Raw genomic sequence first — 12399 nt, forward strand, 5'->3', positions numbered from 1 at the left:
GCTGCTCCTGCTCAGTCAGCGAAAAAGAACTCATCCGGGCGATGGATGCCGAAATGCGCGCCTGGTTCCCATGCCCACATGGCCTGTTCCGGTACGTTGCGCAGACGATTCGACACAACCACCGGCTGCGGTGCGCCGTTCAGGATGCCAATTGCATACAATTGGTCCGCGTGAATTTTCAGCATTTCCGTCCAGGCTGCCGTGCGTTCTTCATCGCTTGTGGCGATTTCCCAATCATGGGCCAGTTCCATCAGACGTTCGGCTTCAGGCATGTCAGGGGCTTCGCCAACTTCACCCTTTGTCTGGTAATATTGACCCCATTTGGGCCAAGCGAGGAACACTTGATCAGTGGGTGCCAGATAAGCTGGTGAAGTGTGAGCCTGCGGGATTCCGTCATCCCATCCAAACCAAACTGAAGCCATCGAGTTGCCCGCAAACACCCGGTTGCGCAGAATGTCGCGGTCCAGTGGACGCATCACCAGTTTGACCCCGATCTCGCGCCAGTTGTCGGTGACGATTTGCAGGGCATTCTCGACCTCTTGCCGTTCACCTGCGGTTTCGATGATCAACTCCATCGGGCGGCCATCGGGCAGCAAACGGATGCCGTTTTTATCGCGCTGCGTCAGACCGGCTTCGTCCAGCAGGGCATTGGCCTGATCAATATCGTATTGCGCCCAGGCCTCGGCGTTCTCTTCATTGTAGAACGGCGAAGCGGGCAGCACTGACATCGCTGCGGGGCGCGCCAGTTTGAAATACAGAGCCTGATTGATGGTCTTGCGGTCGATCCCCAGCGACAAGGCACGTCGCACACGAACGTCGCGCAAAACGTCGCGCCAGACGTCATCCGCAAAGTTAAGGTTCGGATAGATCGCAACCTGGGACGCTACGCCGGTTTTCCACAGCAGTGTTTTGTAACCGCCTTGGGCCTCACCTTTTTTAAGGATCGACGCGTCCCGGAAGGCCAATCCGCGACCTTGCAGATCGCTTTCACCTGCGTTGGTCTTGGCGGCGACAAGGCCGGGGGCAACAATCTCCATCTCAACCACGTCGATATAGGGCAACTGTACCCCGTTGCTGTCGATACGGTGGTAGTAGGGGTTGCGCACAAAGTTATGCCTGATCTTCTTGCCCGAGCTTGCGTTTAGCCAAGGTTGCAAAGTCGGCAGTTCGTGGTTGTCGAACTTGTAAAGGTTGTCCAGCTTGTTGTGCAATGCGGCCCAACTTTTGACCCTTGCATCTTCAACCAGAAAGGCCAGTTCCTCGGGATCGGCGTATTTCTCGTGGTACTGTTTGAGGAAGGCGGACGGACGGTAAATAAATGGCGGTCGCGCATTGGCAAGCGTTTGCAGGAAGTCCGGGTTTGGATCCTCCCATTCGAAGATCACCGTGGTTTCATCAGGGAAGGTGACAGTGGGTGACTTGCCTTCGACGATCAGAAACTCAAGCGGACCCGAAGGGCTGAGCAGTTCGTTATTGGCGACCTCTTCCCACCAATAGCGGAAGTCTTCTGACGTAAAGGGCGAGCCGTCTGACCATTTGTGCCCTTCCCGCAGTTTCAGCGTGAACTTGCGATTGTCTTCGTTCTCGAACGAGGCCAGCAGATCGGGCACAATTTCATAGTCCTGGTTAAACCCAACAAGGCGGGCATAGCCGTAGACGACCATTTGGCGGATATCTTTCGACCGTGTCACCATCGTACGCAGCGTACCGCCTTGTGCGCCGAATTCACGGCCTTTAGCGGCCAGATCAACGACCAGCGGTTCCTTGGGAATGCGTTCTTCGATCGGCGGAAGGTTGCCTGCCTCTACCTCAGCGTTCCAAAAGGCGCTTTCCTGAAGGGTAGGAAGCGTTTCTGCCGTGGCGGGCAGCATTCCCGTCAGGGCCAGCATTGCGGCCAGGATCAGGGGGCGAGTGGTCTTAAACATGGCAACGTACCTTATGGCCCGGTTCCAATTCCACCAATGAAGGTATCACGGTGTCCGAGAAACGGAAGGCTTCTTCCCAACTGTCCGGTGCGCCGGCGCCCAATGAAACCATTTGCAGGTCAATTGGACGGTTGATGTCGGGTTCGGGTTGAGCGGCAATCAGCGCCTTGGTGTAAGGGTGACGCGGATTGTAGAAAAGCGTTTCGGGCGGTGCCTGTTCGACAATCAGGCCGCGCCGCATAACGGCAACTTCGTCGGCAATCCGGGCGACAACGGCCAGATCGTGCGAGATAAACAGATAGGACAGGTTCAGGCTGTCCTGAAGGTTCTCCAGCAAGGTCAGGATTTGTTCCTGAACCGAGACATCCAGAGCCGATGTGGGTTCGTCACAGACAATCAGTTGCGGGTCCAACATCATGGCACGGGCCACAGAAAGGCGCTGCCGCTGCCCGCCGGAAAACGCGTGGGGATAGCGTTTCAGCATGTCTTCTGTCAAACCGACACGTTGCAGCATCTCGGCTGCTTTGTCGCGCTGTTCCGCTGAGGTGCCGATCTTGTGGATTTCCAACGGTTCGGTCATCGCGTCCTGAATGCGCATACGCGGACTGAGCGAGCTATAGGGGTCCTGAAAGACCATTTGTGCCTTTCGCTGAAACGCCGTGCGCTGGGCGCGCGTCATGCTGTGCACCGTGATTGGGTCGACGTCAGGTGCAGTGCGGAACAGAACTTCGCCACCAGGGTCGGGCAATTCGGCACCCAATGCGATCCGGGCTGCTGTCGTCTTTCCCGATCCGCTTTCGCCAACAATAGCCAGCGTTTTGCCGCGTGCAAGGTTCAGGTCGACGCCGCGACAGGCGTAGATTGCGGTGTCGGCTTGCCACCCCTTGCTGGACCGCATGGTGTAGGTCTTGGACACGTCCTTCATCTGAAGGATCAGATCTTCGTCCGGCATCGGAATACCTACGGCATCCTGGTCCGGAATTTCCGGCGCGGCATCGAACAACTGTTTCGTATAAGGATGAGCCGGAGCGGTCAGGATTGGCGCGGCCGGGCCCGACTCCATGATGCGACCCTTGTGCATGACCACGACCTGTTCGGCCATATTGGCGACGACACCCAGGTCATGGGTGACAAGGATCAGCGCCATGCCGGTCTCGCGCTGCAATTCCTTGATCAGCCCCAGCACCTGCGCCTGTGTGGTCACATCCAGCGCAGTGGTTGGTTCGTCTGCTATCAGCAGTTCGGGCTTGGATACCATCGCCATTGCGATCATGGCGCGCTGACGCATCCCGCCAGACAATTCAAACGGGTACGAGTCATAAGCGCGCTGGGGGTCGGGGAAACCCACGCGATCAAACTGGCTCAGAACTTCTTTGCGGGCCTCGGCTTCTGAAAGACCACGATGCAGCCACAAGACTTCGCTGACCTGATTGCCGATCTTGTGCAGGGGCGACAGTGAACGCATAGGTTCTTGAAAGATCATCGAAACCCGGTTGCCGCGAATGTTGCGCATCTCGCGTTCCGAGACCGATGTAAGCTCGCACGTACCTTTGGAATCGTTCAGGGTTATAGTGCCGCTGCGGATCTGTGCAGAGCGGGGTAGAATGCGCAAAGCGGCCCGACATGTGATTGTTTTGCCCGATCCGGATTCACCCACTAGTGCAAGCGTCTGACCGGCCTCGACGTCGAAGTTCACATCCGTGACCACGGAATTGCCCGTACCAAAGCCAATGCTCAGGTTTCTGACGGACAACAACGCGTTCATGCGGGTTTTCTACCCGTTTGACCAAAAGGTGACATCGGTTAATTCAACTCCCCGTGATTTTTTGCTTAGTGTCGCGCGGTTCCGCCCGACTAGTCAAACCCGTTCTTGGGCTGAAATGTCGCGGAATTGTGAAACTTTGGGCTTCATCGCTACACAAAGTCTTGAGAATTTGTCATCTAGGGCCGCATCGGGCGCATCTATGCTTCCGAATAGTATCAAGGAGATATGTGCCGGTGTCCGAGAATCAAAGCCGCCTGGATCTGTTCATCGACCGCATGGTGTCGCAACGCGCGTGTCTGGATTTTGCGATTGCGCACACGGCGGGCATGAAAGGCCCTGTTTTCGAGTTGGGTTTGGGCAATGGCCGTACCTATCACCATCTTGTGCAGCATATGGATGACCGCCCGGTTTATGTGTTCGAACGCGCGGTGGCTTCTCACCCAGACTCAACCCCACCCGAGGATCGGGTGATTCTGGGGGATGTGCGCGATACGTTACCTGCATCCGTTGACCGGTTTGGCGCAACAGCGAGCCTTATCCACGCAGACTTGGGCGGGCATAACCGTGAGAAGAACGATAAATTTGCTCGGTTCGTCTCGCCGCTGATTGAACCTTTGCTGGCGCAGGGCGGTCTGATGGTGTCCAGTGATCGCATGTATTTCGACGGGCTGACAGAAATGCCGCTGCCCGAAGGTGCCGTTGAAGGGCGCTGTTTCATTTACCGCCGTTGATCTGAAAGGGGCACCAGCATGATTTTCTACGACTGCTCAACAGCCCCCAACCCCAGGCGAGCCCGCATGTTCATTGCGGAAAAAGGGCTTGAGATCGAGACCCGAGAAGTCTCGATCGCCGAAGGCGCGCAACTGAGCGATAATTTCCGCGCCGTCAATCCGCGCGCCACCGTGCCTGTCCTGGTAACCGATGATGGTACAGTTCTCACCGAGAACATGGGTATTGCCGCTTATCTTGAGGCACGTTTTCCCGAACCGCCTTTGATGGGTCGGACCCCCGATGAAAAAGGTCTGGTTCTGATGTGGAATGCGATCGCCGAACAGCAGGGTGGTTTGCCCATCGCCGAAACGCTGCGCAACAGTCATCCGGCTTTTCGGGACCGCGCTATTCCTGGTCCGTCCAACTATGCCCAAATCCCGGAACTGGCGCAGCGCGGAAAAGACCGTGTGATTCAGTTTTTTGATCTGCTCGAGGCGCGGTTGACCGAAAGCAGATTCATCGCGGGTGACGACTTCACTCTAGCTGACATCTCGACCTTTGTTTTTGTCGATTTTGCGCGAGTGATTAAAACGCGAATCCCTGAAGGCAATACTGCGACGGTCGCGTGGTTTGAAAGCATCCAGTCACGCCCTAGCGCCAAGCTTTAGCGACCACTGTTTCAAGGCGCCCATCACTGCTGGTCTACACTGTACAGAAATGTCTAGACAGAAATGAACAGTGCCACTAGCGTTTTCCCAGATTTTGTTTTGGGGAGGTTCAGATGAAATCTCAGTATCGCGTTGTTGTCATTGGGGGCGGGGTCGTCGGGGCCTCGGTTCTGTATCATCTGGCCAAGTTTGGCTGGTCGGATGTCGTGATGCTTGAACGGCGGCGGCTTGCGTCTGGATCGTCGTGGCACGCTGCGGGCGGTATCCACGCGCTGAACGCGGATCCCAACATGGCCTCGTTGCAGGCCTACACGATCGACCTGCTCAGCGAGATCGAAAAGGAATCTGGTCAGAACATCGGGCTGCACATGACCGGTGGCCTGACCCTGGCCGGAACGCCCGAGCGGTGGGAATGGCTGCAGGCAAACTACCGCATCTTTCAGTCCATCGGTATCGACGATTGCGAGTTGCTTTCCCCGGAAGAGGCCCAGCGGCGCTGCCCGATCATGTCCACCGACGGCGTTCTGGGCGCGATGTGGGCGGACCGCGAGGGGTATATTGATACCACCGGCACCGTTCAGGCCTACGCAACAGCAGCAAAGAAGCGTGGTGCTGAGTATTACGAGGAAACCAAGGTCGAAAGCCTGACCCAAACCGCTGATGGGTGGGAAGTTGTGACCGACAAGGGCACCATCACTTGCGAGCATGTGGTTAACGCCGCCGGGCTCTGGGCCAAACAGGTCGGGCGTATGGCGGGCGTGGAACTGCCCGTTTCGCCACTCAAGCACCACTATCTGATTACAGATACGGTTCCCGAAGTGGCCGAAGCTGATTTCGAGATGCCGATGACAGTGGACCTCGAAGGCTTCACCTATATGCGCCAGGATCAAAAGGGTGTTCTGGTTGGCATCTACGAGATTGACCACGAACACTGGGCAATGGACGGCGCGCCGTGGAACTATGGCGAGGAGCTGTTTCAGGAACAGCTTGACCGGATCGAGAACGAATTGACGCTGGGCTTTGAACGTTATCCTTCGATTCAGAATGTCGGCATCAAGACATGGGTGAACGGCGCATTTACCTTTTCGCCCGACGGTAACCCTTTGGTCGGTCCGGTGCCGGGCAAACGTGGCTATTGGTCTGCCTGTGCGGTGATGGCGGGCTTCCTTCAAGGTGGAGGCGTGGGCAAGACCTTGGCCGAATGGATGATCCATGGCGAGCCCGAGGCTGATGCCTGGTCAATGGATGTGGCCCGCTACGGCGACTATGCGCAGAACAAACGCTATATACGCGAAACCACGGGTCAGTTCTATTCCCGCCGTTTTGTTATGACCTATCCAAACGAACAACTGCCTGCAGGCCGTCCGCTGAAGATGGCTCCTGCGCATGACGGGATGACCGAGGCTGGCTGCAAATGGGGCGTCAGCTGGGATCTGGAGGTGCCGCTGTATTTCGCACCAAAGGGTTTCGAGGAAACACCGACGCTTAAGCGGTCCAATGCACATGACATCGTGGCTGAAGAATGCAAGGCCATCCGTGAGGGCGTGGGCCTGATGGATATCTCGGGCTTTTCTCGGTTTGAAGTGACCGGTCCGAATGCCGAAGCGTGGCTCGACAGGGTGATGGCCTCGAAACTGCCTGCCCCGGGACGCGCGAAACTGGCGCCGATGCTGGGCGAGGATGGGCGGCTTAAGGGCGATTTGACCGTTTTGAACTGGGGCGACGGCACCTGGTGGATCATGGGCAGCTACTATCTGCGTGCCTGGCACAAGCGCTGGTTTGACGATCACATGATTGAGGGTGTCGAGCTGCGTGATCTGGGCGAGGAATATTGCGGCTTTGCCGTGGTTGGGCCGGAATCGCAGGCTGTGGTCGAAAAGCTGGCAGAGCAGGATATCTCGGGCTTGAAATTCATGGGCTGCGGCGATTTCGACATCGGCCTTGTTCGTGCTCGCGTGGCGCGCATGTCCGTGACGGGTGAAAAAGGGTACGAGATCAACTGCCGCTATGGCGACCACATCAAACTGCGCCGTATCTTGTTGGAGGCCGGTGCCGAAGAAGGCATTCGCGAGGTTGGTTTCAACGCGATGGGGTCGACCCGGTTGGAAAAGAGCTTTGGGATTTGGTCTGCGGAGTTCACGCAAGCCTATACACCTGGCATGACCGGAATGGATCGCTGGATCGATTGGGAAAAAGAGTTTGTCGGCAAAGAGGCCGCGCTTGCCGAACGCAATGGCAATGGTCCGGCACAAGTACAGGCGACGTTGGAGATCGATGCAGCTGACGCGGATGCCAGCGGGTACGAGCCGATTTGGGCCAATGGTGAACGCGTTGGTTTCGTGACCTCGGGCGGCTATGGGCATTACACCGGCAAATCGTTGGCGATGGCCCTGATTGACCGCGACAAAGCTGAACCGGGTACTGAACTGTCCGTCCATGTGGTTGGCGTGGAACGGTCGGCACGCGTGGTTGCGCCGTCGCCTTATGACCCGCAAGGCAAAGCGATGCGAGGCTGATCATGACCGCTCAGGACCGAGGACGCAGGCGGCGCGGGCGGGGGGCCGAAGCCGCCCCGCAACCCAGTCGCGATGTGAACTATCGTCAGCTCAAGAACCCTTTCCCGCAAATGGAGGTGTTTCCGGCGGATCAGATCGCCGACATGCATGAGACTGCATTGCGTACGTTGGAAGAATTGGGCGTAAAATGTCTGCTACCCGAGGCGCGCAAGCTTTTCAAACAAGGTGGTGCGCGCGTGGACGAAGACAGTGAAATGGTCTTCATCGGGCGCGAGATGGTTGGGGCCGCAGTGGCTTCAGCCCCAAAGTCTATTGATTGTCGAGCCGGTGCGCGGCGGCGGGATTTCACGCTTGAACTGGGTTCTTTGGTCTTTCAACCCGGTGCCGGGGCTCCGAATGCGACCGACCTTGAACGTGGACGTCGCCCCGCGACAGGGCAGGATTATCTGGAGTTTCTGAAGCTCACGCACCATTTCGATGTATTCCAGATGATCTCGCCTCAGGTCGAGCCGCAGGACGTACCAACCCATTTGCGCCACTATTTTACCACGCAAGCGCAGATGGAGCTTACAGACAAGTTCCCGTTCTTTTTCTCGCGCGGCACGCCGCAGGTGATGGATTGCTTTGAGATGCTGTCCACGGCCCGTGGCCTTTCGGGTGATGAATTCCAGGGCAATGCGCATTGTTACACGATCATCAACACCAATAGCCCGCGCACTTTGGATATTCCGATGGCGCAAGGTCTGATCGACTTCGCGCGGCATGGTCAGATGTCGATCATCACGCCGTTTACCCTGATGGGCGCGATGGCTCCGATTACTGTGGCCGGGGCGATCACCTTGTCCCATGCCGAAGCGCTTGCCGCTTTGACCCTGACCCAGCTTGCCAAGCCCGGTGCTCCGGTCTGTTATGGAACGTTTACAAGCAACGTGGATATGAAATCTGGTGCCCCTGCATTCGGGACGCCTTCGCATTTCCAGGCGTCTCTGGCTGCGGGTCAATTGGCGCGGCACCTGGGGTTGCCTTGGCGGTCGGCAGCAGGATCAGCGTCAAACATCAACGATGTGCAGGCCGCGAACGAGAACCAGTTTGGCCTTTGGGGCTGCCTGATGGCCGGGGCAACCGTGATCATCCATTCCGCAGGTTGGCTGGAGGGTGGCCTGACCGTATCCTTCGAAAAACTGGTCTGCGATGCCGAGGTCCTGAACATGGTGGCCGAACTTTGCGCGGGTGCACAGGCAGGCGCGGCAGAGATCGGATATGATACGGCCTTGCGTGAGGTCGAACCCAGTGGACATTTCTTTGCCTCAAGCCAGACGATGGAGCGGTACAATACCGAGTTCTATCAACCGCATCTTCATGACTATGCCAACTTTGGCACCTGGACCGAACGTGGGGCGGTTGATGCGAATAATCGGGCTACTGACGTTTGGAAAGGCATCCTGAGCGATTTCAAAGCACCAAGTATTGACAGTGACCGTTTGGGTGCCATGCATGACTTTATTGCGCGTCGGACTGCCGAGGGCGGCGCGCCGCCGGAGAGTTGAATGAATACAAAACCTGTCCTTCACCGCGATGATCCCAAGGCTGAACCCTTGATCGGCAACGTCAAGGTCACGCGTGACGATTGGTTGAATGTGGCAATGGACGTGCTGATTTCGGACGGGATAGATCAAATCAAGGTTCTGAATCTTGCTGAGCGGATGGCTGTATCGCGCTCATCCTTTTATTGGTACTTCAAATCTCGGCAAGAACTGATGGATGCGCTGCTTGCCCGCTGGCAAGCCACCAATACGGCAGCATTGATCAAGCAGGCGGAGGCCCCGGCTGAGACAATCACAGCAGCTGTCTGCAACGTGCATCGTTGTGTGGTAAACAGCGAGTTGTTCGACACTGCGCTGGACTTTGCCGTACGTGACTGGGCGCGTAAATCCGGCAAGGTGCGGCGTGCGCTGGACCAATCCGACGCGCGTCGCCTTGCGGCACTGCACGCAATGTTTGCCCGCTACGGCTATTCCGAGATCGAGGCCGAAACTCGAGCGCGGGTACTGTATTACATGCAGATTGGCTATGACCTGGCACAAATGAACGAACCAATTGAGATGCGGATCTCGCTATTGGCGCACTACCTCTACACGTTTACCGGGGTTGAGCCAAAGCCAGAAGAAGTTGAAGAATTCAGCGCATATACAATGCGTTATTGGAAAGGAGACTTGAAATGAGTCAACCAGACGCAATCATCATTGGCACGGGTGTGATCGGCGCGGCCATTGCGTTCGAGATGTCGAAGGCGGGGTGGAAAACCCTGTCTTTAGACCGCAATTCTCAGGTTGGTCACGGCTCAACCGCCGGGTCTTGTGCAATAATCCGAATGCATTATTCGACCTTTGACGGAACGGCCTTTGCCTGGGAGGGCTACCATTACTGGCGCGACTGGGCCGACTATCTGGGGTTGCCCGAAGATGCCAATCTGGCCCAGTTCCGGGAAACCGGTTGTCTGGTCATGAAGACCGAGGCGAACGGTATGTTGGAAAAGCACATGCGCAATTCGTCGGATTTGGACTGCCCCTTCGAGGAATGGTCGGCTGAGAAAGTGGTGGAGCGCCTGCCGGTTTATTCGCTGGACAGTTTTGCCCCCGCGCGCCGTATGGATGATCCGGAATTCGGCCAGTCCAACGGGCGAAAGATGACCGGCGGTGTGTATTGGCCGCAAGCGGGGTATGTCACCGACCCGGCCTTGTCTGCGCAGAACCTCATGGATGCCGCAAAACAGCATGGGGCCGAGGTGCGCACCGGCGCTGAAGTTACCGAAATCCTGACCGAGGGCGGGCGCGTTTCCGGCGTCAAACTGGCGTCGGGCGAGGAAATCCACGCCAAGGTCGTGGTCAACGTTGCGGGACCGGGTTCGGCGATCATCAACGAGATGGCGGGTGTCCTGGGCGACATGACCATCAAAACCCGGCCCTTGCGGCAAGAGGTGGTACATGTTCCTGCGCCTGAAGGGTTCGATTTTGAAAATGATGGAACCATCGTGTCGGACAGCGACATCGCCTGTTATTGTCGCCCGGAACATGGAAACCATATCCTCGTCGGATCAGAAGACCCGGAATGTGATCCGCATCAGTGGTGCGAGGACGATGTGAACTATAACCGAGAGTTCACCGATCAATGGACCACGCAGGCGATGCGCTATGCGCAACGTGTCCCCAGTCTTGGCATCCCGTCGAAAACGCGGGGCGTTGTTGACCTGTATGATGCGTCCACCGACTGGATTCCGATCTATGACAAATCCAGCCTGCCGGGGTTCTACATGGCCTGCGGTTCCAGCGGGAACCAATACAAAAACGCGCCGATTGCGGGTAAGATGATGACGGCTCTGATCTCGTATTGCGAGGGTGGTGCCGACCATGACGCAGAACCGTTGCAGTTCGAACTGCCCTATATCAAGCGGAGCATCGATGTCGGCTTTTATTCGCGCAAACGTCCGATCAACGAAGAAAGTAGTTTCTCGGTGCTGGGCTAGTCACGGCCTGTAAACGATCTACGTCTTGCGGGGCTGGCAAAGAGGGTGGCCCCGCTATGACCGACCGACAAACCAAAGTTCTGATTCTGGGCAGTGCTCCTTCGGCCTTAGAAGCGAGGGCTTGGTCGCGCCAGCCCTTCACGCATATTGTCGCCATCAACAACGCGTGGCGCATTCGAGAGGACTGGGACTACTTAATCCATCCCGAAGATTTTCCGACTGACAGATGTCCGAAGGACGTTACCAAAGCGCAAAGCATCGTCACTGCGCAAGACTATGTGCCCAAGCAGAACGAATATGGCGGGTTCGTCTACGCGGGCGGCACGATGGCTTTTACAGCCGGGTATTGGGCGCTGGCGGCTCTGAATCCGGATGTATTGGCGTTTTTTGGATGCGACATGATGTATTCGGGTTCTGGCAAGACCCATTTTTACGGAACCGGGGCCGCGGACCCGTTGCGGGACGATGTGACTCTGCGATCGCTCGAAGCTAAATCTGCGCGTCTGGCTCTTTTTGCAGCCAAACAGGGGTGCAGAGCAGTTCGGTTGTCCAACGGGCCCAGCCGATTGGTCTTTTCCTCAACCAGCCGGTCTAATCTGTCCGCGTCACCACTTATTGACACATTAGGAATGGGTCCAGCACGCCAAATAGAACACGATCTGGGCTATTACGTCGACTCAGGTCGGTATTGGGAGGTCGAAGAAAGATTCGATCCCGAAAAGATCGACGCATTGGATCGAATGTGGCTTCGGGCGTACAGAATGGGTGCGTTGAAAGAGGCGGCGTAACCTATTCAGGCTGCTGCAAAGCTAACCCACGCCCAGACCATCGCCACATATGTCAGGTTGTGCATCAACTGATCCAACCCGGCCGCGCGCCAAAAGGCGGCTTGCGAAGGTTCCAGCTGGTTTTTGTCAGAATAGCTGGCTTTGACGAAATCGATGTTGAAGTGGATTATCCCTTCAAGCGCTGCGACAATCAGAATAAACGCCAAAGGTGCGCCAAAAACCAAGAACACAATAATAGAGCCTGCAACATGTACTGCTGCATGCTGTGCACGTCCCCAATGAAAATACTCACCGCGTCCAGAGAGCATTTTCGGTGTCTGGAGGTAAAAGTCAGCGAACATGTGCTTTACAAGCAATAAGCAAAGCATAACGAACACTGCGCCAAAACTGGCAGCCAAAAGAACCCTCCCGATCTCGTCCTGCTGACCACTCTAGGCAATTAGATGGGCATACGTAAATGAACTAGTTCACATAAGCTTAAGAATTCGCACAATCGGGAAAAA

The 12399-nt window shown here is 56.6% G+C and carries 10 protein-coding genes; 7 read left to right on the forward strand and 3 right to left on the reverse strand.

The features are described 5' to 3' along the window. Positions 1–11 precede the first annotated feature (11 nt). On the reverse strand, positions 12–1925 hold the full coding sequence (locus GOV89_RS20445) for an ABC transporter substrate-binding protein (RefSeq protein ID WP_171238939.1): 1914 nt from the start codon (positions 1923–1925) through the stop codon (positions 12–14). After that, positions 1918–3690, reverse strand: a complete 1773-nt coding sequence (locus GOV89_RS20450; RefSeq protein ID WP_171235387.1) for an ABC transporter ATP-binding protein — start codon at positions 3688–3690, stop codon at positions 1918–1920. Before GOV89_RS20450 ends, GOV89_RS20445 begins: the two co-directional genes overlap by 8 nt. 233 nt (positions 3691–3923) lie before the next feature. Between GOV89_RS20450 and GOV89_RS20455 the strand changes: the two genes are divergently transcribed. The 7 genes from GOV89_RS20455 (at position 3924) to GOV89_RS20485 (ending at position 11896) form a co-directional block, all read left to right on the forward strand. Further along, complete coding sequence (locus GOV89_RS20455) at positions 3924–4421, forward strand: class I SAM-dependent methyltransferase (protein WP_348540064.1); 498 nt, start codon at positions 3924–3926, stop codon at positions 4419–4421. An 18-nt stretch (positions 4422–4439) separates the two neighbouring features. Next, a complete protein-coding gene (locus tag GOV89_RS20460; RefSeq protein ID WP_171238940.1) occupies positions 4440–5069 on the forward strand; it encodes a glutathione S-transferase family protein in 630 nt (209 codons plus the stop codon). A 113-nt stretch (positions 5070–5182) separates the two neighbouring features. Next, the gene (locus GOV89_RS20465) at positions 5183–7585 is read left to right on the forward strand and encodes an FAD-dependent oxidoreductase (RefSeq protein WP_171238941.1); all 2403 of its coding nucleotides are present in this window, start codon (positions 5183–5185) and stop codon (positions 7583–7585) included. Positions 7586–7587: 2 nt separating this feature from the next. Next, positions 7588–9132 carry a trimethylamine methyltransferase family protein gene (locus GOV89_RS20470; protein WP_171238942.1) on the forward strand — a complete coding sequence of 515 codons (1545 nt, stop codon included), beginning with the start codon at positions 7588–7590 and terminating at the stop codon, positions 9130–9132. Beyond that, on the forward strand, positions 9133–9807 hold the full coding sequence (locus GOV89_RS20475) for a TetR/AcrR family transcriptional regulator (RefSeq protein ID WP_171181497.1): 675 nt from the start codon (positions 9133–9135) through the stop codon (positions 9805–9807). Beyond that, positions 9804–11108, forward strand: a complete 1305-nt coding sequence (locus GOV89_RS20480; RefSeq protein ID WP_171238943.1) for an FAD-binding oxidoreductase — start codon at positions 9804–9806, stop codon at positions 11106–11108. Before GOV89_RS20475 ends, GOV89_RS20480 begins: the two co-directional genes overlap by 4 nt. Positions 11109–11164: 56 nt before the next feature. Beyond that, positions 11165–11896, forward strand: coding sequence for a hypothetical protein (locus GOV89_RS20485; RefSeq protein WP_171181492.1), 732 nt, complete (start codon positions 11165–11167; stop codon positions 11894–11896). Between the two features lie 5 nt (positions 11897–11901). Here GOV89_RS20485 and GOV89_RS20490 read toward each other — a convergent pair whose 3' ends face one another. Next, positions 11902–12294, reverse strand: coding sequence for a DUF3307 domain-containing protein (locus GOV89_RS20490; RefSeq protein ID WP_371810653.1), 393 nt, complete (start codon positions 12292–12294; stop codon positions 11902–11904). Positions 12295–12399: the final 105 nt, after the last annotated feature.

Origin of the sequence: Ruegeria sp. HKCCA5763 (assembly GCF_013034545.1) — a bacterium.
GTDB lineage: Bacteria > Pseudomonadota > Alphaproteobacteria > Rhodobacterales > Rhodobacteraceae > Ruegeria.